The following is a 20,219-nucleotide window of genomic DNA, read 5'->3' on the forward strand; positions in this document are numbered from 1 at the left end:
GAATTCTATAGAACAAGACCTTTCTATTGCTTTATAAATAAGTAATTGAAGGTCTTTTTTATTTTCGGTAAAGGAAGGCTTATCTTTACTTTATAAACGGAAAATGTTCGAAGTTTGATTTTAAATTATATCATAAAATAGTTCAGTTTTATGATTTCTTTTTCTGAATAATTTGATGTCGTCACCCTGAACTTGATTAAGGGTCTCATTTTCATGATCTTTTAATTTACTATGAGATTCCGGATCAAGTCCGGAATGACGAAAATATCAATTATTAAAAACTACGGATAATTATAAATAGAAAAGAAAAATGAAAATAGTTGTATCACCGGCTAAAAGTCTGGATTACGAATCGAAGTTACCGACCACCAGAGGAACTCAGCCTTCTTTTTTAGAAACTACCGCTAAGCTTAATCGCAAGCTCGCAAGAATGACTAAAAAAGAAATTTCAGAATTAATGAGTATCAGCGATAAGTTGGCTGATCTTAATTACACACGTTATCAGGATTTTGAAGAAGATCATACCAAAAAGAATTCTCGCCCGGCGATGTATGCTTTTAATGGAGATGTTTATAATGGTTTAGATGCATATTCGATTCCGGAAGAGAAAATCGATAATGTTCAAAATACACTTCGAATTTTATCTGGTTTGTACGGAATCCTAAAGCCATTGGATCTTATTCAGCCGTATCGTTTAGAAATGGGAACTAAAATCGGAATCGAAAGTACCGATACACTTTACGAAGTTTGGAAAGAAAAGGTGACAGATTATTTGAATTCAGAATTAGAAGAAGACGAACTTTTTGTTAATCTCGCCAGTAACGAATATTTTAAGGCAGTAAACACGAAAGAATTAAAGACACCTGTAATCGCTCCGGTTTTTAAAGATTATAAAAATGGGAAATTAAAGATCATAAGTTTTTACGCCAAAAAAGCAAGAGGTGCTATGGTTCGTTATATTATTGATACTTCAGCAAAAACTTTAGACGATATCAAAGGTTTCGATTATGATGATTATAAATTTAGTGCAGAGCATACCGAGAAAGAAAACGAACCGGTATTTATACGTTAAACATCTAACGAAAGTTTAATATTTAAAATAGCTTTTTTTATCACTGCGGAATTATATTCGTGAAACTTCAAAAAACCTAGCAACAATGGCTGAAATCAAAGCAGCAATATTCGATTTTGACGGTACTTTAGTAGATTCAGAACATTATCATTTCAAATCCTGGACTGAAGTTTTAAAAGAATATGATGTCGATTTGGACTACGATTATTATATCAAAACTTACGCAGGAACTCCTTCGCCGATTAATGCAAAAGCCATTATTGAGCAATTTGATCTACCAATCTCCAGAGAAGATCTTACGTATAAGCGCGAGCGAATGGCCGAAAAGTTGGTAAAAGAATCGGAAGTTGAATTTATGCCTTTTGCTATTGAAACACTCGAACTTTTCAAGAAGAAAGGAATTCCAATTTATTTGGTTACCGGAAGTCCTCGCAATAATGTAGAATTTCTTTTAGAGAAAACCGGAATCGATCATTATTTTGAGTTTACAATCACAAGAACTGATGTGAAAAATAGCAAACCAGATCCTGAAAGTTATCTAACTGCTATCGAAAAGATTAATTTGCCTAAACAAAATATGATTGTTTTCGAAGATACTAAAACCGGAGTAGCTTCAGCAAAAGGAGCCGGCCTGGAATGTTTAGCAATTCAGGCAGACGCCAATTTAAAAGATAACGTAAAAGCTGCCGATAAGATTTTTGATACGCTTCAGGAAGCCACGCAATATTTAGAAAAAGAAGGTCGAATTTAAAAAATATCGGTATTTTTTATCACAAACACCCATACCCGCCATTTATTCCAGAGAGTGCTACCAAACTTATCGTCGGAACTTTACCGCCTCCCAGGTTTACACAACGTAAACTCAAGGAGCGCGATGTTGATTTTTGTTACGGAAGTCAGGATGGTTTACTTTGGCCAATTTTAGATCAAATTTTTGATCTGGAATTAATTTATGATACTTCAGAAAAAGCTATTGCACAACGAAAGGATTTTCTTCGGAAGCGAGGCATCGGGATTTGTGATGTTGTCGAAAGCAGTTATCGAGAAAAGATAGATGCTTCTGATTTGGGAATGAAAGATGTTGAACTTCGGAATATGCTTCAGATTTTACGAAATCATCCTAAAATCGATACGCTTTTATTTACGGGAGGAAACAGTAAAAATGGCCCCGAATATTTTTTCCGGAGACATTTAAAAAATTCCGAAGAAGAAAATATCAAACTGAAAGTTATCGATAATGAACCGCCAAGAATTCATCAGTTTGTTTTGGATGGACGATTAATTAAGACCGTTTCTTTAACTGCGCCTTCTGGTTCTGCCAATCGAGCAATAGGAAGCATGCAACTTTATAAAGAATTGAAGTCGAAAGATTCTAATTTCAATACCGTAGATTTTAGAATTCTTCAGTATAAAGAGTTTTTCTAAACCCTCTAAAAAGTAAAAATCCCTGAAACTCAAATTGAATTTCAGGGATTATCATTTTGCAGATTATTTGCTCGATAATCGAGATTAAAAGCCGCGAGATTTGCCTCGAAATAATAAATTAATTTCTTATAAATACCTCATAGCTTTAATTTTGGGTAATTTACTGCAAAGCTTTTTTATCCTGTTCTGCGAGGGTCGTCGGCTTTACTTTAAATTTTTTACGTTTAGGTCGTAGTTTTCCGCTAGTGCCGATCGCTATTTTCCCTCGTTTAGTTTTTTTATCGCCTCTTCCCATAGAATCTATTTTTTGTTTTGTTGATCTTTAACTGTTTTTTCGTCGATATCTACTTCGTTGGTAGATTCGTTTCTATTTCCCGATGGTTGTGTCGGATTCTTTTGATCTGTTTTTCTAGTTCGGTGGTTATCTTCAATTGGCCCTCCCATAATTCGTGTTTTTAAGATTCAACTTAAAGATACGAACCGCTTTTCTTAAAAGCTCCTAATACAGTGTTAGACTTTGGTTAAACCGGTCTAACCGTTTTTACAAACTCGTGGATACTGTCTTTCCCGTGCTTGTTTATGTGCTTTATAAATGCACTACCAATAATAGCACCTTTTGCATATTTAGTTGCTTGGTTAAAGGTATCTTCATCACTAATTCCAAATCCTACAATCTGGGGATTCTTCAAATTCATATCAGCAATCCTCTTAAAGTAAGCCTTAGTATCCTCTCCAAAACCTTTAGTCCCTCCAGTAACACTAGCGGTACTTACCATATAAATAAATCCGTTGGAAACTTCATCGATAAACCGAATACGCTCTTCGGAAGTCTGTGGCGTGATTAAGAATATATTTTTTAGTCCGTGTTTATCGAATATCGCTTTGTATTCGTCATTATAAACATCTACCGGAAGATCTGGAATTATGAGTCCGTCGATTCCTACTTCTTCGCATTTTGCACAAAATTTTTCTACGCCAAATTGAAGTATCGGATTAAAATAACCCATAATGACTAGCGGAATAGAAACTTCAGAACGAATATTTTTTAATTGTTCAAAGAGTTTATTGGTGGTCATTCCGCTTTTTAAAGCAATGGTAGAACTTTCCTGAATTGTTGGACCATCAGCTAAAGGATCACTAAACGGAAGTCCAATTTCGATAAAATCGATTCCATTTTTTTCTAGATTTTTAATGATTTCTACCGTATCGTTAATTTCAGGATATCCTGAGGTAAAATATATAGAAAGAAGTTTTTTGTCTTCTTTCATTTTTTGATTAATTCTATTCATTTTTTTAAGCTTTTGGTTGTTTTGCTTTCAGCTTTTATTCTCACTTTCTTTTTCCATTGATGAAAAAGAAACAAAAAAATCTAGGCTTACAAATCTTGATTTTAATTTTATCTCGTCACCCTGAACTTGATTTAGGGTCTCATCCAATAATGGCTTCCTACAATTAGTTACGTACCGGTATGAGATTCCGTATCTACCGATAGCTATTGGGACGGAATGACGAAAACACTAAAACTTCAGCATTTTAAATTTAATTTCTAAAGATCAAAATAATCGATATACGTATTTAGATCTTTATCGCCACGACCAGAAAGATTTACCACGATAATATCATCTTCTTTAAATTTTCGATCTTCAAAAATTGCCAGAGCGTGAGAGGTTTCGATTGCAGGAATAATTCCTTCTAATTTTGCCAATTCTAAGCCGGCATCCATGGCAGCTTTATCGGTGATTGAAATAAATTCGCCGCGACCGCTTCTAAATAGATTGGCGTGCATTGGGCCAACTCCCGGATAATCTAAACCAGCGGAAATCGAATACGGTTCAGTTATTTGTCCGTCTTCAGTTTGCATCAAAAGCGTTTTGCTTCCGTGGATAATTCCTTCTTTTCCTAAAGCCGAAGTTGCTGCACTTTCTCCGGTATAAATTCCTTTTCCGGCAGCTTCTACCGCAATAATACCAACTTCAGGATTATCTAAATAATGGAAATACGCACCGGCCGCATTACTACCACCTCCTACACAAGCCACAACATAATCTGGATTTTCCCGATTTTCTTTTTCTTTAAGTTGAACTTTAATTTCTTCTGAAATTATTGCTTGAAATCTCGCCACCATATCTGGATAAGGATGAGGTCCCACCACAGATCCGATAATATAATGCGTGTCTAATGGATTGTTAATCCAATCCCGAATTGCTTCGTTAGTCGCATCTTTTAGGGTTTTACTACCCGATTTTGCCGGAACTACTTTTGCACCTAGCATCTTCATTCGGGCCACGTTTGGCGCCTGGCGTTCAATATCAATTTCGCCCATGTACACAATACACTCAATTCCCATTAGTGCACAAACCGTAGCTGTAGCAACACCATGTTGGCCTGCACCGGTTTCAGCAATTATTCTATTTTTACCAAGACGTTTGGCCATTAAAATTTGTCCAACAGTGTTGTTCACTTTATGAGCACCAGTATGACAAAGATCTTCTCGTTTTAAATATACTTTGGTATTGTATTTTTTACTGAAACGTTCTGCATAGTAAAGCGGAGTAGGGCGACCTACGTAATCTTTTAGAAGCGCTTTAAATTCTTTCTGAAAAGAATCTTCTTTCATAATGTCTAAATACTGCTTACGCAATTCTTCAACATTAGGATATAGCATTTCAGGAATAAAGGCGCCGCCAAACTCGCCGTAGTATCCTTTTTCGTCTGCTTGATATGTCATTTTATTTAGCTTTTTAGCTTAGAGCTTTCAGCTTTCAGCTTAATTTTTATTCTTAGTTTATGGTTAACTGTTTTCAGTAAACAGTTTTAACTTTAATGTTTCCTATTTCATCATCCCAGATTTGATCCGGGAGCTCATAAGTTGTGTGAGACGCTGAATCAAGTTCAGCATGACGTTTTACTTGTATTATTTCCAAATCATCCTTTCTTCACGAGCAATTTTCGATAGGCCATTTTTCAATCTTATTCAATATTCAAAATAATTATTCCTCTTTCCATTATCAAATCACCACATTGCCACATTATGAAATTATTTCATCAACAAATTGTTTAAGTTTTTTTGCATTTTTAAGTCCGGGTTCATTTTCGAAAGCACTGTTTACATCTATAGCGTATAATAAGTGTGCTTTACCGATTTTGCTGAAATAGGTATAAAATTCTTGTAGATCTTCTAATTGCTCTAATCCAATACCTCCACTTAAAAAAAATGGTTTTTCAGATGGGTAATCTTTAAGCAAAGTCCAGTCGAAAGTTTCGCCATTCCCGCCTTTATGTTTGCCTTTGGTATCGAAAAGGAAATAATCAACGGTGTCTTCAAAATCTGCTAATTGATTAAAATCGAATTCAGACTTTACGGAAAACACTTTTATAATTTCAATATTCGTTTCTTTTAAAACTGTTTTTAATTCTGCACAAAACTCAGCCGACTCACCACCATGAAGCTGAATTGCATTTAAATCGAATTCAGTGATTTTATCTAAAATTTCACTGATTTCAGATTCTATAAAAACACCGGTCTTTTTTATCGAATCTGAAATTTTAGGTATTTCAGTATTAAAAAAACGAGGTGTTTTTTCGTAGAAAATAAAACCCATATAATCTGGGTGCAATGCAGCGATTTCCTGAATATTTTCAGGATGTTTCATTCCGCATATTTTGAGTTTTAAGTTCATGGTTTTTAAGTTTATGGTTTACAGTTTAAAGGCTATTATTATTTAGCTATTAGTTCGTTTTTTCTTTTTTCCATTGCTGAAAAAAGAAACAAAAAAACTAGGCTTACAAACCTTGCTCTAAATTGTACGTTCTGAAGCTAAATTTTAGGAATTCGCTACGCTCAAACAGCCTAAAATTTTATGCTTCTTTCACTTCCAATTTTACGAGCAATCTTTGATAGGCCATATTAACTTCAAAATAATTATATTTCTTTTCTAATCTTCAAACCACCGCATCATCAAATCAACAAATCAAATTATCATATCTAACAGCGAAGCGATCTATACTCTATTTACTAACTTCTAGTTTCTAATTCTTCAATAAAAGCTTTCGCACTTTCACCGGGATTATCGGTTTTCATAAAGTTTTCTCCAATTAAAAAACCTTCGTAACCATATTGTTTTAAATCGTTGATAGCCGCTACGGAACTGATTCCGCTTTCGCTAACTTTTACAAAATCATCAGGTATTTTTTCTGAAAGATCTTTGCTGGTTTGCGTGCTAACTTCAAAGGTTTTTAAGTTTCGGTTATTTACACCTAACATATCCAGGCTTGGCATAATCGATTTTTCTAACTCTTCTTGGTTATGCACTTCAAGCAATACATCTAAACCTAGATTTTTAGCAAACTCAGATAATTGTTTAATTTGTGATTGTTCTAAAACAGCCGCAATTAACAGAATAACATCGGCTCCATGAGCCTTTGCTTCTAATAATTGATATTCGTCAATTACAAACTCTTTTCTTAAAATAGGCATTCTTACTGAAGCTCTGGCGAAAAGCAAATCATCTAAAGAACCTCCAAAATACTTACCATCGGTTAAAACCGACATTCCACTAACTCCAGCATTTTCGTAACCTTTAGCGACATCTTCTACATTTAAACTGTGGTTAATTACCGATTTAGAAGGAGAACGACGTTTATGTTCAGCAATAATTCCGCTTTTACTTTTTCGGAGAGCATTAGCTAAAGAAACAGTTTCTCTTTCAAACAACGCTGAATTTTCCAATTGGGAAACCGGAACAACCAGTTTTTTTAAAACCAGTTCTTTATGTTTATCTGCTATTATTTTATCTAGAATATTCATAAGTTCTTATTAGCTTAATTCTTGTAATTTTTTTAGTGCCTGTAAGGCTTTACCAGATTTGATAGAATCTTTAGCAGCATAAAATCCTTCTCGAGGTGTGATACCTTTTGCTGTAGAAATTGCCATTCCCGCATTAGCACAGACTACATTTTCCTGAGCTTCGGTACCTTGTCCTTTTAAGATATTTACTAAAATCATTGCTGAATTTTCTATAGTTCCGCCACCGTAAATTTCTTCTTGTTTTAATTTCTTAACTCCAAAATCACTAGGTTTTATTATACTTTCGGTGTTATTAGAAATTACTTTAGTATCGCTTGTTAACGAAATCTCGTCGTAACCATCTAATGCATATAAGATACTGAAATTTTTATCGGTGTTTTGATAAAGATACCCATACATTCTAGCTAATTCTAAATTGAAAACACCCACTAACTGATTCTTCGGAAATGCAGGATTCACCATAGGACCCAACATGTTGAAAAAGGTTTTCACAGCTAAGCTTTTACGAATAGGAGCAACGTTTTTCATGGCTGGGTGAAATAGCGGCGCATGTAAAACACAGATTCCTGCTTTATCGATACATTTTTCTAAAAAGTCGGGGCGATTGCTGAATTTGATACCCAAATGTTCCATAGCATTTGAACTTCCGCTTACTGAAGAAACACCATAATTACCATGTTTTGCGACATGAACTCCGGCACCAGCAGTAACAAAAGATGAAGTTGTAGATATATTGAAGGTATTTTTACCATCGCCTCCCGTACCACAAAGATCGATAGGATCGTAAGCGCTTAGATCGATAGCTACACAAAGTTCTAGAAGTGCGTCCCTAAAACCTTCTAACTCGGCAATAGTTACACTTCGCATCATGTAAACGGTTAGAAAAGCAGCAATTTGACTTTCGTTATATTCTCCATCTGATATATTGAATAAAGCTTGTTTAGCTTCTTCTTTACTGATGGTTTCGTGGTTAATTAACCTATTGAGTAATGCTTTCATTATATAAGAAATGCTCCGTTAAAAAACGGAAGATAAATGTATATGTTTTGAAAATTAGATGTTTGCTTCGTTTTTACTTTATGAATCTGCTTTTACCCAATTTTCGATCATTTTCTTTCCTTCTGGAGTTAAAACTGATTCCGGATGAAACTGAACGCCGCGAACATCATATTCTCTATGGCGTAGTGACATGATTTGTCCTTTATCATCAAAAGCGGTAGCTTCCAAAGCATCTGGTAAATCTTTTAAAACTACCCAAGAATGATAACGACCAACTTTTATCTTTTTATCTAAACCAGCAAATAAGGGTTCATCTTCTACTACAATATCTATATCTGTAGCAATACCATGATATACCGAGTCTAGATTCCCTAAAGTACCGCCGTAAACTTCGCCGATGGCTTGCTGGCCTAAGCAAACACCAAAAATACTTTTGGTTGCTCCGTATTTTTCTATAATCGGTTTTAAAAGTCCGGCTTCTGAAGGGATACCAGGACCGGGAGACAATAATATTTTATCGAAATTTTCTACAAAATCGATATCTAATTGATCGTTTCTTCTTACTGTAACGTCGCAATCTAGATCTTCTAGATAATGTACCAGGTTGTACACAAACGAATCGTAATTATCTATAACTAATACTTTTTTCATTTTCTATCCCTCATTGAGGTTTTTATTGTTCGGTAGAATTTCCCGAAATTTTAATTATTCTCGATTTTCATACTCTTAGGTTTCCCTAGAGTTTGTGGATCTGTTTGCGTTAGGGATTGAGGTATTGTTGGAGCTCTTTTTAAACGAGTTAGCGTTTAAAAAAGCGACTACCGAAAGCCCGACCACCCGTTAGGGAGGTAACGCCATTATTCAACATTTTCAGCTATTTCTAATGCGTTTGTTAGTGCGCCTAGTTTGTTATATACTTCTTGTAATTCGTTTTCGTTTTTAGATTCTGAAACGACACCGGCACCTGCCTGATAGTGCAAGTGGTGATTTTTACTTACAAAAGATCTGATGATGATGGCGTGGTTGAAGTTTCCGTGGAAATCCATAAATCCTATCGCACCGCCGTAGGCATCTCTATTTACATTTTCGCATTCTTCGATAAGCTTCATTGCGCTGTGTTTTGGTGCGCCACTTAACGTTCCTGCCGGGAATGTATCGGCAACGACCTGCATTGTCGAGGTATCTGGATTTTTTGTTCCGGTAACTTTACTCACCAGGTGAATAACGTGAGAGAAAAACTGAATTTCGCGATAGGTTTCTACCTTTACATTGCTTCCGTTTCGACTAAGGTCGTTACGAGCAAGATCTACCAACATTACATGTTCTGCGTTTTCTTTCTCGTCGGCACTTAATTGTTTGGCAATTTCGGCATCTTTTTCATCGTTTCCGGTACGTTTAAAAGTTCCGGCAATAGGGTGAATTTCAGCCTGACCTTCGTCTACAACTAATTGCGCTTCTGGAGAGCTTCCGAAGATTTTAAAGTTTCCGTAGTCAAAATAGAATAGGTAAGGCGAGGGGTTTATGCTTCGTAAAGCGCGGTATACGTTAAATTCGTCTCCTTTAAACTTTTGAGAAAATCGTCTGGAAAGTACAATCTGAAAAACATCTCCGCGAAAACAGTGTTTTTTACCGAATTTCACTTGTTCGATAAACTCGTCGTCGGATAAATTACTTTGGGTTTCGCCGTCGCGATAAAAATTATAGGTTGAGAAATTCTTTACGCTAATAAGCTGCTCGATTTCTGCAATTTTATTGTCACCATCGTACGAATGGTTAAAAATAAAAGCTTGATTATTGAAATGATTTATTGCAATAATATTTTGATAGACCGCATAATACATATCCGGTAATTCTAGATCGCCTTTTTTCTTTTTGATTTCAATATCTTCAAAATAACGTACACCATCGTAAGAGATATAGCCGAAGAGACCGTTATTTATAAATTTGAAATCTAAATCTTCAGTATCGAACAATTTCCCAAAATCCTGAATTTTATTAGGAATGTTGATGTCTGAAGTAATTTTTGTCGTAGTAGAAGTTCCATCAGGAAATTCCTCAATTATTTCTTCATTTTGTACTCTTATAGATGCAATTGGATTACAGCAGATATAAGAAAAACTGTTTTTATTTGCATGATAATCGCTACTTTCTAGTAGAAGACTATTTGGATATTTATCGCGTACTTTTAAATATACGCTTACCGGAGTAATCGTATCTGCAAGTAATTTTTTGTGATTGGTTTTAAGTTTGTACATATTTAAGGCGAATTGAAATAAAAAAAGGCTTGTCGTGAGACAAGCCTTTTGGTTATATATTATTATACAATGGCAGTTTAGCTCACGAAGTTTGCACGTAAGTTAGACCACCACCAAGTATTTGCTATTCTGTTTTTCATCTTTTCAAAGATAGTTATGATATTTGAAAGGACAAATAAAAAAGCTCAAAAAAATAATCCCGTAATCTGTAGGGGAGATTACGGGATTGCGTTAGAGTGTTAGGGGTATTAAAATTTTAAATCTACAGCGATCTCAAATTCATCGTAGATTGTTTTATCTCCTAAATTATCGAAGAAACTACCAGAACCATAACGTACATCATATTTTGTACGATCTATGGTAAGATCTGCAGTTGCAGATTTTCCATCATAGTTCATATCAAATGTAACCGGGTTAGTGATTCCTTTAATAGTTAAATCTGCAACAACACCATAAGTGTTTTCAGATTTTTTAGAAGCAGTATTAATCACAAGTTTAGCTTCTGGGTGGTTGGATACACCAAAAAAGTCATCAGATTTTAGGTGGCCTTCCAATTTACCTTTACCTTCTCCTTCTAAATCGGTTACATCGATCGAGGTCATATCCATTACAAATTCGCCACCTGTAATTTTATCTCCTTCAACATCTAGAAAACCCGATTTAAGATCGATATTTCCATTGTGAGATCCGGTAACTTTTTCACCAGTCCATTCTACGGTACTATTTTTAACATTTACCTTTTCGATAATACTTGTGAAAGACATCATAGCGATCACAACAAGTGAAGCTAAAGCTCCTTTTAAAACATTCTTTTTCATAGCAATTTTTGTATTTGACGTTTATATAAAATTAAATAAATCCTCTTTCGACTTTCTTACTTTAGCTGCATGTTGCATATCGTCTTCTTCACTTCTATATCCTATACATGCGATAACACCTGTATGAAGTCCTTTCTCTTCTAAACCTAAAATTTTATCAAATTCTTCAGCAGAGAAACCTTCCATAGGGCACACATCAATTTTTAAACTAGCTGCTGTAGTCAGTAAAAAACCAAGTGCGATGTAAGATTGCTTCTGTGCCCATTCGTTTTGTTTATCATCAGGTAATTGAAGCGTAGAATTTTTGATCGTATCGGCCATTCCCTGAAGATCTTCTACATCCATATTCCTTGTTTGAGCAATATTTTTTATATAGTTATCTACGTAGGCTTCGTCTAACTTTTTATGGTTAGCAAAAACAATTACCTGCGAGCCTTCTGTCAATTGAGATTGATTGAATGCAGCTGTTTTTAATTTTTCTCTAATCTCAGGGTTTTCAATTACAAAGATTTGGTAAGGTTGTAAGCCGTAAGATGAAGCAGACAACTGAACTCCTTCTAGAAGAGTGTCTAGATCATTTTTTGATATTTTTTTAGTAGCATCAAATTGCTTTGTAGCATATCTCCATTTTAAATCTTCAATTGTAGTATCCATAATTCTATAATTTAGGTTCTAATTTTTTCTAAGCTTGTATTCAGTAAGACTAATTCTTCCTCAGATAGCGATTCGGCAAAGTCATTTTCAACCTGTTCTACTAAAGGATCTAATTTATCTAGCAGTGCCAAACCATCCTCTGTAATTGCAATTTCTACTTTACGTCTATTCTGTTCGCAAATATGGCGCTGAACAAGGTTCTTTTTTATTAGCTTATCAACTAAACGAGTCGTATTACTCATCTTATTGACCATTCTTTCCTGAATAGTGTTTAGATTTGCTGGATTTCCCTTTTGACCTCTTAAGATTCTCAACACATTAAATTGCTGCATAGAAACATCGTACGGTTTTAAGACATCACCCATCATAGTGGTAACTTTACTAGCGCACAATAATACGTTTATAGCGAACTTCTTGTTTTCGCTTAATTTATGTTCGGTTTGAATCAGTTTCTCTACTTTCATTGTCTAAACAACATTTGTCTATACAAATATATATTTGATGATTTAGTATTTTATTAAAATATTGTTAAAAAAAGGGGTTTGTTTTTCAGAGTTTAGTTATGGTTTTTTTTAGAACAGTATATTTACTGCGATAATTAGAAAATTGAAATTATGAAAGAGCTTTCACAAGAAGAATGGAGTAAACAATTAGCGGCAGATAGCGATGCAGTTGTTTTAGATGTTCGTACGGAAGAAGAAGTTGAAGAAGGATATATTCCTGAATCTAAGAATATTGATATTTACCAGGGACAGGGATTTATAGATGAAGTTGAAAAGCTTGATAAAAGTAAGAACTTCTATGTTTATTGTCGTTCCGGGAAGCGTAGCGCCCAGGCTTGTACTATTCTTGATCAACTTGGCTATGCAAATACTTATAATTTGCAAGGTGGTTTTATGGAATGGGAAGGCGAAACTGCACAAGACTAATGAGAAGTGGGCTTCTTGTTTTAGTCCTATTACTTCTATCCTTACAAGCATGCAAGGAAGTGGAAGCAAGTGAGATCGATATGATTTCTCCTGAAGAAATGTTAGAGCGTCTAAATGAAGAAGAATTTCAGGTATTGGATGTACGATCTGAAGAAGAATTCGCTGATGCACATATACTAAAGGCTAAGAATATCATTCTTAACGAGAATAGTGACAATTCATTATTTTTTGATACGCTTTCTAAAGACAAGCCGATAGTTATTTACGGCGAGGATAAAGAAAATACTAAGAAAGCGATCAAAATTCTTAAAAAAGATGGTTTTAATGAAGTATACGAACTCGAAGGTGGTATTCAGGATTGGATACTTTTAGGTGGTGAGGTTTACTAGAAACAATTTTACTTTTAAAATGGAAACTATAAAACAGTTTCCATTTTTTATATCTAATATGCTCCAAATGTTAAATATATTCTATATTTAGCTCGAATTTTATATACAGTTCTATGAGAAAAATTTTTACACTGCTTTCTTTTCTATTATTTTCGGTAACAACTTCCTTGGCGCAACAAGACCTAATAATAGGAGTAAAGGCCGGAGTTAATTATGTTTTTGGAGCTGAGATAGAAACACAAGGCGTACCTGTCACTGGCTTTAATGGCGGAACTCTAGAATCTGAATTTAAGGAAGGATTTCATGGAGGTATATACGGGCAGAAAAGCTTCGGTAAACTTTTTTTACGCCTGGAAGGTTTATATAATACGGCGAAATCAGACTTTGCTTTTGATAAACGTTTTGCTTCGTACTCTTACGACAAAATAAGTGTTCCTATACTTCTAGGCTATCATATTTATGAGCCATTCGATGTGTATGTAGGACCTGGTTTAAGTATGATGGTTGGAGATGCTGTTTTAGAATACGAAGAGTCTTTTCCTGATGGAGCAATACCTACCGATAAATCTTATATTTCTGCTAATATAGGAGCCAAAGCTCATTTTGGCCGTTTTGAGGTCGATTTAAGGTATGAGCATAATTTTAAAAGTTCAGAAGAAACAGATGTGCTATTAGACTATACTTCTTTCGGCGGAATAAATTCAGTTTTTAAAAATAAACGTTTTAATCAATTAATGTTAAGTGTGTCTTTCATCATATTTGATTCAAATTATCGTCCACAGAAATCCAAAAGTCGTGGTTGTTACTTCAATTAACTAGTAGAGAACCATACATAAAAAAAGCCTCGACATTGTCGAGGCTTTTTTAATTCAAAATGAGCAGTAGTAGCTAAAAAAATGAGAAACAAATTGTTTAAGAACCACCAATAAAACAATCAAACTACTGCCCGTTAACCTAACCAATAACCATCAATACTTGATACTTCAAATATACATACGAAGAGTATATGCTATTCTTGAAATTAGATGAATAGCTGTTCTTGTTTAGGCGAATAGTATAATCTATAAGATAAGCGGAATAATATCCGGTTAGGAGAATCTAAGATTTAGATTATTAGAAATCTAATATTGGTCAAAAACGGCAACAAAAAAAGACCGGCTTCATATAAGCCGGTCTTTTATAAGAGAGTATAATTGTTTTTATTTATTTTACTTTATCAACAATTGCTTTAAACGCATCTGGGTGGTTCATCGCTAAATCAGCTAAAACCTTACGGTTTAATCCGATTTCATTAGCTTTTACTTTTCCCATAAACTGCGAATAAGACATTCCTTGTTGACGAGCTGCAGCATTAATACGCATAATCCATAATGAACGGAAGTTACGTTTTTTAGCTTTACGGTCTCTATAAGAGTAAAGCATTGCTTTTTCAACTGCATTTTTTGCTACTGTCCAAACGTTCTTACGACGTCCAAAGTAGCCTTTTGCTTGCTTAAGAACTTTTTTTCTTCTAGCTCTTTTCGCAACAGAATTTACTGATCTTGGCATAATTTTTAGATTTTGTAGCAGGCGATCGAAAATCGATACTTTTAAATTAAAATTTTAATTTGCCCAACTCCAGGGTTTATAATGAATTTAAACCGTTAACTTTCAGTTACTTTAAACGTAATTGAAGTTTAACATTATTTGTATCAGCATCAGATACTAGAGTACTGTGCGTCAACTTAAGCTTACGTTTCTTAGACTTCTTTGTTAAGATGTGACTTTTAAACGCGTGCTTTCTTTTAATCTTTCCAGAACCTGTTAGCTTAAAACGCTTCTTTGCGCTGGATTTCGTTTTCATCTTAGGCATGCTATCCTTCTTTTATAATTATAACTCTCTTATTTCTTATTTTTTCTTAGAAGTTGTAGGTGACATGAACATCGTCATTCGTTTCCCTTCAAGCTTTGGCATTTGCTCAACCTTTCCGAATTCTTCAAGATCTGTCGCTAATCTTAATAAAAGGATTTCTCCTTTATCTTTAAATACAATAGAACGACCTTTAAAGAAAACAAATGCTTTTAATTTAGCACCATCCTTCAGGAACTTCTCAGCATTTTTCTTTTTGAATTCGTAATCGTGGTCATCTGTATTTGGCCCAAAACGAATTTCCTTAACGACAACTTTGCTCGCTTTAGCCTTCATGACTTTTTCGCGCTTCTTTTGTTCGTAAAGGAACTTCTTATAATCCATCGCCTTAACCACAGGTGGCTTGGCATCAGGAGAAATTTCAACCAAATCAAGTCCCAGTTCTTCAGCAATAGCTAAAGCTTTTTCGATCGGGTAAACATCCATTTCCACATTATCCCCAACCAATCGAACTTCACTAGCTCTAATCTTCTGGTTAATTTTGTGTTGATCTTCCTTACGAGTTACTCTTTGTTGTCTCGATTTTTTTCTTCGTATTGCTATGGCTTCAAGTTTTTAGTTATACTTCAAACGCTTTTAGCGTTTTTCTAATTTCGTTATTTATAATTTCAGCAAAGTCTTCTACTGGCATAGTGCCAATATCGCCTTCGCCATGTTTACGTACAGAAACCGTACCATCTTTAGCTTCCTGTTCTCCAACTATAAGCATATAAGGGAATTTTTGCACTTCGGCTTCCCTTATTTTCTTTCCGATAGTTTCATTTCTGTTATCTACTACGCTGCGAATTTCGTGATTTTCTAATAAACTTAAAACTTTTTGGCTATAATTTTCATATTTCTCACTGAGAGAGAGTATAGTAGCCTGTTCTGGCATCAACCATAGTGGGAAATTACCTCCAGTGTGTTCTAATAAGATGGCAATAAATCTTTCCATGCTTCCAAATGGAGCTCTGTGGATCATTACAGGTCTATGTGTATTATTGTCACTTCCTTTATATGTCAGGTCAAAACGTTCCGGTAAATTATAATCTACCTGAATAGTGCCAAGTTGCCAGCTTCTGCCAAGTGCATCTTTTACCATGAAGTCTAACTTTGGCCCATAAAATGCTGCTTCACCGGTTTCGATTACATAATCTAAACCTTTTTCTTTAGCTGCATTAATAATGGCAGTTTCCGCTTTTTCCCAAACATCATCACTACCTATATATTTTTCTTTATTCTCAGGATCTCTTAAAGAAACCTGTGCCGTAAAGTTTTCAAAGCCTAAACTATCGAATACGTATAAGGTAAGATCGATAACTTTTTTAAATTCATCGTCTAACTGTTCTGGCATACAGAAAATATGAGCATCATCCTGAGTAAAGCCACGAACACGGGTTAATCCATGCAGCTCTCCGCTTTGTTCATAACGATAAACGGTTCCAAATTCAGCAAATCGTTTTGGTAAATCTCTATAGCTCCAGGATTGTGAATTGTATATTTCACAATGATGAGGGCAATTCATTGGCTTTAATAAAAACTCTTCTCCTTCGTGCGGTGTTTTAATTGGTTGGAAACTATCTTCGCCATATTTGGCATAATGCCCAGAAGTTACATATAGATCTTTATTACCTATATGGGGGCTAACGACCATTTCATATCCGGCTTTCCTTTGTGCTTTCTTAAGAAAGTTCTCTAAGCGCTCCCGTAAAGCGGCGCCTTTAGGTAGCCATAATGGTAAACCTTGTCCAACTTTTTGCGAAAAGGTGAAAAGTTCTAGTTCTTTTCCAAGTTTTCTATGATCCCTCTTTTTCGCTTCTTCTAAAAGTTCAAGATATTCTTTTAGTTCTTTTTGTTTGGGGAAACTTGTACCGTAAACACGGGTAAGTTGTGGATTATTTTCATCACCTCGCCAATAAGCTCCCGCAACACTCATTAATTTTACCGCTTTAATAATTCCGGTATTAGGAATATGTCCTCCACGGCATAAATCTGTAAACGTGTCATGGTCACAGAAGGTAATAGTGCCATCCTCAAGATTTTCAATCAATTCAACTTTAAAGGGATTTCCTACCTCCTTATAAAAGTTAAGCGCTTCATCCTTCGTAACCGATCTCATGCTGAAGTCGTGTTTACCTCTGGCGATTTCCAACATGCGATTTTCGATTTTGGCGAAATCATTCTCAGAAATTTTATGCTCACCAAAATCCACGTCATAATAAAATCCATTTTCTATAGATGGGCCAATCGTTAATTTAGCACCTGGATAAAGATCTTGGATGGCTTGAGCCATTACGTGAGAAGTAGAATGCCAAAAAGCTTGTTTTCCTTCTTTGTCTTTCCATGTATATAAGGTAAGGGTGCCATCAGATTCTAAAGGAGTAGAAGTTTCTACTGTACTATCATTATATTTTGCAGAAATTACATTCCTGGCAAGCCCACTACTTATACTTTGGGCTACATCCATAGGAGTAGAGCCTTTTTCAAATTCCTTAATACTGCCATCTGGCAATGTTACCTTTATCATGTCTATATATTATAGTCGTTATTATAGGTAGCAAAGATAATAGTTGTTATTGTTTGCGCAATACTACTATTTAGTATTTTATGGGTGTTTCCCTATAATTGCAATTATAGGGATCGGGCTATCCACTATATCTTGGCGCTACTATTATAGATGAAATTTATTTTTGAGACGTAAAACTTCATTGAGAGGACATGTTTATCTGTAAAAATTATAGCGCCAAGGATGCCGTTGCTATCCCTAACACAATTTTAGTTTTCTTAAATAGTTGTGTATTAAAATCTTGAAATCTAATTTTAAATTATTTTTAAATTTTGTTTATTTTTTCATTGTCAAAATAGAATTAGGATATATATTTGCACCCGCTTAGCGCTGTAATGATTGGTTGTGAGGGCGGGAGTTCATTGATAAATACGGAAGAAGGGATCGAAAAAAAAACTTAAAAAAAGTTTTGGTGGTTAAAGAAAAAGGGTCGTATATTTGCATCCGCTTTGACAGCGATGTTCTTTGGAAGTAGCGTTTAAAATTAAGAAAAAAATATTTTTATTTTTTACTTGTGAGTTTTAAAAAGAGTTGTATATTTGCAACCGCTTTAAGAAAAACTTAAAACGCTCTTAAAATACTGATTAACTAGGAAATACCGCTTGGGGTTGTAGTAAGGTTCGAGTCCTTTGTTTCTATCGAAGGGATTTTTATCCCGGACTTTTAAATGAGTTCATTGACATATTGAATTGACAAACGACATTACTTGAAATTACTTTATTGTAATTTTAGGAAATGGAAGTGTAGAATTAAGAATTAAGACTAGAAAGTCGTCTTTTGAGCTTTAAACTTCTTATTTATATAAGAACGCAAACTTACGATTTGATTGTTACAAAATAATGAAACAACGATGAAGAGTTTGATCCTGGCTCAGGATGAACGCTAGCGGCAGGCTTAACACATGCAAGTCGAGGGGTAACAGAAGAAAGCTTGCTTTTTTGCTGACGACCGGCGCACGGGTGCGTAACGCGTATACAATCTACCTCTTACTGAGGGATAGCCCATGGAAACGTGGATTAATACCTCATAGTATTATTGATCGGCATCGATTAGTGATTAAAGGTTACGGTAAGAGATGAGTATGCGTCCTATTAGCTAGATGGTAAGGTAACGGCTTACCATGGCAACGATAGGTAGGGGTCCTGAGAGGGAGATCCCCCACACTGGTACTGAGACACGGACCAGACTCCTACGGGAGGCAGCAGTGAGGAATATTGGACAATGGGCGAGAGCCTGATCCAGCCATGCCGCGTGCAGGAAGACTGCCCTATGGGTTGTAAACTGCTTTTACAGAGGAAGAAACCCCTTTACGTGTAAAGGGCTGACGGTACTCTGCGAATAAGGATCGGCTAACTCCGTGCCAGCAGCCGCGGTAATACGGAGGATCCAAGCGTTATCCGGAATCATTGGGTTTAAAGGGTCCGTAGGCGGATTTATAAGTCAGTGGTGAAAGTCTTCCGCTTAACGGGAGAACTGCCATTGATACTGTAGATCTTGAATTATTATGAAGTGGTTAGAATGTGTAGTGTAGCGGTGAAATGCATAGATATTACACAGAATACCGATTGCGAAGGCAGATCACTAATAATATATTGACGCTGATGGACGAAAGCGTAGGTAGCGAACAGGATTAGATACCCTGGTAGTCTACGCCGTAAACGATGGTTACTAGCTGTCCGGCCTAATTGAGGGCTGGGTGGTTAAGCGAAAGTGATAAGTAACCCACCTGGGGAGTACGTTCGCAAGAATGAAACTCAAAGGAATTGACGGGGGCCCGCACAAGCGGTGGAGCATGTGGTTTAATTCGATGATACGCGAGGAACCTTACCAGGGCTTAAATGCAGTCTGACAGGGATGGAAACATCTTTTTCTTCGGACAGATTGCAAGGTGCTGCATGGTTGTCGTCAGCTCGTGCCGTGAGGTGTCAGGTTAAGTCCTATAACGAGCGCAACCCCTGTGGTTAGTTGCCAGCACGTAATGGTGGGAACTCTAGCCAGACTGCCGGTGCAAACCGTGAGGAAGGTGGGGATGACGTCAAATCATCACGGCCCTTACGTCCTGGGCCACACACGTGCTACAATGGTAGGGACAGAGAGCAGCCACTGGGCGACCAGGAGCGAATCTATAAACCCTATCACAGTTCGGATCGTAGTCTGCAACTCGACTACGTGAAGCTGGAATCGCTAGTAATCGCATATCAGCCATGATGCGGTGAATACGTTCCCGGGCCTTGTACACACCGCCCGTCAAGCCATGGAAGCTGGGGGTACCTGAAGTCCGTTACCGTAAGGAGCGGCCTAGGGTAAAACTGGTAACTGGGGCTAAGTCGTAACAAGGTAGCCGTACCGGAAGGTGCGGCTGGAACACCTCCTTTCTAGAGCAGAACCTTATTTTAATAAGGAACTGGCAATTAGAT

22 protein-coding genes and 1 rRNA gene are annotated in these 20,219 nt (G+C 35.9%); 7 read left to right on the plus strand and 16 right to left on the minus strand.

Translation table 11 applies throughout. The annotated features are described in order from the left end of the window. Positions 1 to 310: 310 nt before the first annotated feature. The 3 genes from yaaA (at position 311) to QWY91_RS17020 (ending at position 2,497) form a co-directional block, all read left to right on the plus strand. Positions 311 to 1,072, plus strand: coding sequence for a peroxide stress protein YaaA (yaaA, locus tag QWY91_RS17010; protein WP_290236702.1), 762 nt, complete (start codon positions 311 to 313; stop codon positions 1,070 to 1,072). A gap of 85 nt (positions 1,073 to 1,157) precedes the next feature. Next, positions 1,158 to 1,823, plus strand: coding sequence for an HAD family hydrolase (locus QWY91_RS17015; RefSeq protein WP_290236703.1), 666 nt, complete (start codon positions 1,158 to 1,160; stop codon positions 1,821 to 1,823). 11 nt (positions 1,824 to 1,834) lie between these two features. Then, positions 1,835 to 2,497 (plus strand): uracil-DNA glycosylase family protein, encoded by a 663-nt coding sequence (locus tag QWY91_RS17020; protein ID WP_290237121.1) that lies wholly within the window; start codon positions 1,835 to 1,837, stop codon positions 2,495 to 2,497. Positions 2,498 to 2,657: 160 nt separating this feature from the next. Here the strand turns inward: QWY91_RS17020 and QWY91_RS17025 are convergent, their stop codons facing one another. The 12 genes from QWY91_RS17025 to QWY91_RS17080 form a co-directional block, all read right to left on the minus strand. Beyond that, a complete protein-coding gene (locus QWY91_RS17025) occupies positions 2,658 to 2,792 on the minus strand; it encodes a 30S ribosomal protein THX (protein WP_270060388.1) in 135 nt (44 codons plus the stop codon). 5 nt (positions 2,793 to 2,797) lie between these two features. Next, entirely contained in the window at positions 2,798 to 2,941 is a 144-nt protein-coding gene (locus QWY91_RS17030; protein WP_290236704.1) for a hypothetical protein, read from the minus strand. Between the two features lie 77 nt (positions 2,942 to 3,018). Beyond that, entirely contained in the window at positions 3,019 to 3,786 is a 768-nt protein-coding gene (trpA, locus tag QWY91_RS17035) for a tryptophan synthase subunit alpha (RefSeq protein ID WP_290236705.1), read from the minus strand. A gap of 257 nt (positions 3,787 to 4,043) precedes the next feature. Then, complete coding sequence (gene trpB, locus QWY91_RS17040) at positions 4,044 to 5,225, minus strand: tryptophan synthase subunit beta (RefSeq protein ID WP_290236706.1); 1,182 nt, start codon at positions 5,223 to 5,225, stop codon at positions 4,044 to 4,046. Between the two features lie 301 nt (positions 5,226 to 5,526). After that, on the minus strand, positions 5,527 to 6,177 hold the full coding sequence (locus QWY91_RS17045) for a phosphoribosylanthranilate isomerase (RefSeq protein WP_290236708.1): 651 nt from the start codon (positions 6,175 to 6,177) through the stop codon (positions 5,527 to 5,529). Positions 6,178 to 6,512: 335 nt separating this feature from the next. Continuing rightward, positions 6,513 to 7,304, minus strand: coding sequence for an indole-3-glycerol phosphate synthase TrpC (trpC, locus tag QWY91_RS17050; RefSeq protein WP_290236709.1), 792 nt, complete (start codon positions 7,302 to 7,304; stop codon positions 6,513 to 6,515). Positions 7,305 to 7,313: 9 nt separating this feature from the next. After that, positions 7,314 to 8,303: an anthranilate phosphoribosyltransferase gene (trpD, locus tag QWY91_RS17055; RefSeq protein WP_290236710.1), complete on the minus strand. Its 990-nt coding sequence runs from the start codon at positions 8,301 to 8,303 to the stop codon at positions 7,314 to 7,316. Positions 8,304 to 8,381: 78 nt separating this feature from the next. Further along, positions 8,382 to 8,954: an anthranilate synthase component II gene (locus QWY91_RS17060; RefSeq protein WP_290236711.1), complete on the minus strand. Its 573-nt coding sequence runs from the start codon at positions 8,952 to 8,954 to the stop codon at positions 8,382 to 8,384. Positions 8,955 to 9,160: 206 nt separating this feature from the next. After that, positions 9,161 to 10,558 carry an anthranilate synthase component I family protein gene (locus QWY91_RS17065; protein WP_290236713.1) on the minus strand — a complete coding sequence of 466 codons (1,398 nt, stop codon included), beginning with the start codon at positions 10,556 to 10,558 and terminating at the stop codon, positions 9,161 to 9,163. A 248-nt stretch (positions 10,559 to 10,806) separates the two neighbouring features. Continuing rightward, positions 10,807 to 11,376 (minus strand): YceI family protein, encoded by a 570-nt coding sequence (locus tag QWY91_RS17070; RefSeq protein ID WP_290236715.1) that lies wholly within the window; start codon positions 11,374 to 11,376, stop codon positions 10,807 to 10,809. Between the two features lie 21 nt (positions 11,377 to 11,397). After that, a complete protein-coding gene (locus tag QWY91_RS17075; protein ID WP_290236716.1) occupies positions 11,398 to 12,030 on the minus strand; it encodes an NAD(P)H-dependent oxidoreductase in 633 nt (210 codons plus the stop codon). 11 nt (positions 12,031 to 12,041) lie between these two features. After that, entirely contained in the window at positions 12,042 to 12,494 is a 453-nt protein-coding gene (locus QWY91_RS17080) for a MarR family winged helix-turn-helix transcriptional regulator (RefSeq protein ID WP_290236717.1), read from the minus strand. A gap of 150 nt (positions 12,495 to 12,644) precedes the next feature. Between QWY91_RS17080 and QWY91_RS17085 the strand changes: the two genes are divergently transcribed. The 3 genes from QWY91_RS17085 (at position 12,645) to QWY91_RS17095 (ending at position 14,163) form a co-directional block, all read left to right on the plus strand. After that, a complete protein-coding gene (locus QWY91_RS17085; protein WP_290236719.1) occupies positions 12,645 to 12,959 on the plus strand; it encodes a rhodanese-like domain-containing protein in 315 nt (104 codons plus the stop codon). Beyond that, positions 12,959 to 13,348: a rhodanese-like domain-containing protein gene (locus QWY91_RS17090; protein WP_290236721.1), complete on the plus strand. Its 390-nt coding sequence runs from the start codon at positions 12,959 to 12,961 to the stop codon at positions 13,346 to 13,348. Before QWY91_RS17085 ends, QWY91_RS17090 begins: the two co-directional genes overlap by 1 nt. A 113-nt stretch (positions 13,349 to 13,461) precedes the next feature. Continuing rightward, the gene (locus tag QWY91_RS17095; RefSeq protein WP_290236723.1) at positions 13,462 to 14,163 is read left to right on the plus strand and encodes a putative outer membrane beta-barrel protein; all 702 of its coding nucleotides are present in this window, start codon (positions 13,462 to 13,464) and stop codon (positions 14,161 to 14,163) included. A gap of 388 nt (positions 14,164 to 14,551) precedes the next feature. Here the strand turns inward: QWY91_RS17095 and rplT are convergent, their stop codons facing one another. The 4 genes from rplT to thrS all read right to left on the minus strand — a co-directional run bounded on the left by rplT (position 14,552) and on the right by thrS (position 17,763). Continuing rightward, complete coding sequence (rplT, locus tag QWY91_RS17100) at positions 14,552 to 14,896, minus strand: 50S ribosomal protein L20 (RefSeq protein ID WP_270060403.1); 345 nt, start codon at positions 14,894 to 14,896, stop codon at positions 14,552 to 14,554. 106 nt (positions 14,897 to 15,002) lie between these two features. Beyond that, positions 15,003 to 15,200 (minus strand): 50S ribosomal protein L35, encoded by a 198-nt coding sequence (rpmI, locus tag QWY91_RS17105; RefSeq protein ID WP_290236724.1) that lies wholly within the window; start codon positions 15,198 to 15,200, stop codon positions 15,003 to 15,005. Positions 15,201 to 15,236: 36 nt separating this feature from the next. After that, positions 15,237 to 15,794 (minus strand): translation initiation factor IF-3, encoded by a 558-nt coding sequence (gene infC / locus QWY91_RS17110; protein WP_290237122.1) that lies wholly within the window; start codon positions 15,792 to 15,794, stop codon positions 15,237 to 15,239. Between the two features lie 22 nt (positions 15,795 to 15,816). Further along, a complete protein-coding gene (gene thrS / locus QWY91_RS17115; RefSeq protein WP_290236726.1) occupies positions 15,817 to 17,763 on the minus strand; it encodes a threonine--tRNA ligase in 1,947 nt (648 codons plus the stop codon). Between the two features lie 886 nt (positions 17,764 to 18,649). On the opposite strand from thrS, the gene QWY91_RS17120 reads away from it, so the two are divergent. Further along, positions 18,650 to 20,177, plus strand: a 16S ribosomal RNA gene (locus QWY91_RS17120). The last annotated feature ends 42 nt before the right edge of the window (positions 20,178 to 20,219 follow it).

The organism is Zunongwangia endophytica (genome assembly GCF_030409505.1).
Lineage (GTDB): Bacteria > Bacteroidota > Bacteroidia > Flavobacteriales > Flavobacteriaceae > Zunongwangia > Zunongwangia endophytica.

Excerpts from the sequence above, each read along its gene's own strand:
- yaaA (WP_290236702.1), top strand. The coding sequence starts at position 311 with ATGAAAATAGTTGTATCACCGGCTAAAAGTCTGGATTACGAATCGAAG.
- QWY91_RS17015 (WP_290236703.1), top strand. The coding sequence starts at position 1,158 with ATGGCTGAAATCAAAGCAGCAATATTCGATTTTGACGGTACTTTAGTA.
- QWY91_RS17025 (WP_270060388.1), bottom strand. The coding sequence starts at position 2,792 with ATGGGAAGAGGCGATAAAAAAACTAAACGAGGGAAAATAGCGATCGGC.
- QWY91_RS17030 (WP_290236704.1), bottom strand. The coding sequence starts at position 2,941 with ATGGGAGGGCCAATTGAAGATAACCACCGAACTAGAAAAACAGATCAA.
- trpA (WP_290236705.1), bottom strand. The coding sequence starts at position 3,786 with ATGAATAGAATTAATCAAAAAATGAAAGAAGACAAAAAACTTCTTTCT.
- trpB (WP_290236706.1), bottom strand. The coding sequence starts at position 5,225 with ATGACATATCAAGCAGACGAAAAAGGATACTACGGCGAGTTTGGCGGC.
- QWY91_RS17045 (WP_290236708.1), bottom strand. The coding sequence starts at position 6,177 with ATGAACTTAAAACTCAAAATATGCGGAATGAAACATCCTGAAAATATT.
- trpC (WP_290236709.1), bottom strand. The coding sequence starts at position 7,304 with ATGAATATTCTAGATAAAATAATAGCAGATAAACATAAAGAACTGGTT.
- trpD (WP_290236710.1), bottom strand. The coding sequence starts at position 8,303 with ATGAAAGCATTACTCAATAGGTTAATTAACCACGAAACCATCAGTAAA.
- QWY91_RS17060 (WP_290236711.1), bottom strand. The coding sequence starts at position 8,954 with ATGAAAAAAGTATTAGTTATAGATAATTACGATTCGTTTGTGTACAAC.
- QWY91_RS17065 (WP_290236713.1), bottom strand. The coding sequence starts at position 10,558 with ATGTACAAACTTAAAACCAATCACAAAAAATTACTTGCAGATACGATT.
- QWY91_RS17070 (WP_290236715.1), bottom strand. The coding sequence starts at position 11,376 with ATGAAAAAGAATGTTTTAAAAGGAGCTTTAGCTTCACTTGTTGTGATC.
- QWY91_RS17075 (WP_290236716.1), bottom strand. The coding sequence starts at position 12,030 with ATGGATACTACAATTGAAGATTTAAAATGGAGATATGCTACAAAGCAA.
- QWY91_RS17080 (WP_290236717.1), bottom strand. The coding sequence starts at position 12,494 with ATGAAAGTAGAGAAACTGATTCAAACCGAACATAAATTAAGCGAAAAC.
- QWY91_RS17085 (WP_290236719.1), top strand. The coding sequence starts at position 12,645 with ATGAAAGAGCTTTCACAAGAAGAATGGAGTAAACAATTAGCGGCAGAT.
- QWY91_RS17090 (WP_290236721.1), top strand. The coding sequence starts at position 12,959 with ATGAGAAGTGGGCTTCTTGTTTTAGTCCTATTACTTCTATCCTTACAA.
- QWY91_RS17095 (WP_290236723.1), top strand. The coding sequence starts at position 13,462 with ATGAGAAAAATTTTTACACTGCTTTCTTTTCTATTATTTTCGGTAACA.
- rplT (WP_270060403.1), bottom strand. The coding sequence starts at position 14,896 with ATGCCAAGATCAGTAAATTCTGTTGCGAAAAGAGCTAGAAGAAAAAAA.
- rpmI (WP_290236724.1), bottom strand. The coding sequence starts at position 15,200 with ATGCCTAAGATGAAAACGAAATCCAGCGCAAAGAAGCGTTTTAAGCTA.
- thrS (WP_290236726.1), bottom strand. The coding sequence starts at position 17,763 with ATGATAAAGGTAACATTGCCAGATGGCAGTATTAAGGAATTTGAAAAA.